1 protein-coding gene and 2 pseudogenes are annotated in these 1,683 nt (G+C 35.9%); 2 read left to right on the forward strand and 1 reads right to left on the reverse strand.

Annotation, left to right across the window (positions count from 1 at the left end; genetic code table 11):
* Nucleotides 1-140, forward strand: a pseudogene (locus CDG56_RS16625) (IS4 family transposase); the annotation flags it as partial.
* A 55-nt stretch (nt 141-195) separates the two neighbouring features.
* On the opposite strand, the pseudogene CDG56_RS16630 reads toward CDG56_RS16625, so the two are convergent.
* Nucleotides 196-641: pseudogene (locus CDG56_RS16630) on the reverse strand (SRPBCC family protein).
* Between the two features lie 185 nt (nt 642-826).
* Between CDG56_RS16630 and CDG56_RS16635 the strand changes: the two are divergent.
* Nucleotides 827-1,549, forward strand: a complete 723-nt coding sequence (locus CDG56_RS16635; protein ID WP_087548447.1) for a YgfZ/GcvT domain-containing protein — start codon at nt 827-829, stop codon at nt 1,547-1,549.
* The last annotated feature ends 134 nt before the right edge of the window (nt 1,550-1,683 follow it).

Below are 1,683 nucleotides of genomic sequence, written 5' to 3' on the forward strand. Positions count from 1 at the left end.
CAGTAAGTTTATTTCGCTACGGTTTGGACTATGTTCAAATGGCTATTCTACGTTTGATTGGTTTTGGAAAAAAAGAAGAATTTAAGAAAGTGCTCGCAATTTTAAGGAAGAAAAAGCCTGATAGGACAAGGGCCCTATGAAATTTGTCGTGTACAAAGAAAAAATTTAGCTAGTTTGAATTAAGCTAAGGAGTTGTTATTCATTTGGAATTTCAGCTTGAATCAGAAATCCCAATAAATACAGAGATTCCTGCCAACCAAAATAACACGCTTCAACAGGAATAACATCAGGTATTCCCTCTTGAGTAATATGCACTTCGGTTCCTACTACCACTGATTTTAATTTTATTTTGACCTGAATTTCACCTAGTAAATTAGGATCATCAAACTTATCGGTATAGCGTAATAATTCATTCGGGATAAGTTCAATATACGTTCCTCCAAATGAATGAATTTGTCCAGTTGAAAAGTTAGTAAATGACATTTTGTATGTTCCACCCTCTTGTGGGTCTAAGTGATGGATTTTGGCAGTAAAACCATGAGGTGCATCCACTTTACCAAGGCATCTGGATCGAGAAAGGCTTTAAAAACACGAACTGGTGGTGCATTAAATACACGATGTAGTTGTACTGTTCCACTCATTATTATTCTCAGGCTAAGTTATTTTTAATTCGTGCCTCTATCATACCGATTTAGTCATGAAATACTATTCCTTCAATCGCTCAATTGAACCCGAATATCTAGAATCTAAAGCTGCTTTTTTGTAAAAAATGGCGCAAAATAGCACTCCATATTTAGTGATAAGAACGCAGCTTTGGGATTAATCTATGAGTCAGCTTGCTTTTACTGCTTTTAGCTTGAATGGTGTAGATGCGCAAAAATTTCTACAGGGTCAAGTGACTGTTCATGTAGAACGTCTGCCTGAAAATGAAAATCGCTATACCGCTATTTGTGACTTAAAAGGACGTATTCATTTTGGGTTATGGATTAAAAGATTAAATCCAGAAAGTTTTGAACTTGTAACCACCCAAGATCAAGCCGAAGAGTTTTCCAAACATATTAAAAAGTTTGGTGCTTTTTCAAAAATGAAATTAGAAGAAATAGGATCTGTTTTTCCTTCATTAAATGGCATTCAAACTGAGTTTTCTTCTGTGGAGACAGACATCGATGCTTGGCAAATTCAAGCGATTCAGTCAGGTCAAGCATGGATTAGTCAAAGTACAGAACATTTGTTTCAACCACAAGAACTACGTTTGCATCAACGTGATGGTGTACATTTTGACAAAGGTTGTTATTTAGGTCAGGAAATTGTGGCACGTCTATGGTTTAAAGCAAAACCAAAACATTGGTTACATTTAATCCAAGGCAAAGATACTGTGCCTTCTCCTGCTAGCCAGCTAAGTAAAGATGTTGAGGTTGTGAATAGTGCTGCATGTGAAGATGGCTATATCGCACTTGTAATTGCAAAACCAGTTGCTTTAGAAGAACTTGGTGTAAAGGTTTTGGATTTACCAGAAGCATTAAATGGTGATGTAGCACGACCACAATAATCATTTTAAACAAAAGCCCTTTTACTAGGGCTTGTTGAGAATTAACAAAGGCTACTAATTAATTTATAATAGTACTATGGATAGATACATACTTACTGATGCCCAATGGGCAAAAATGGAACCTTTTTGCCTAG

This window comes from Acinetobacter sp. WCHA39 (assembly GCF_002165385.1).
Lineage (GTDB): Bacteria > Pseudomonadota > Gammaproteobacteria > Pseudomonadales > Moraxellaceae > Acinetobacter.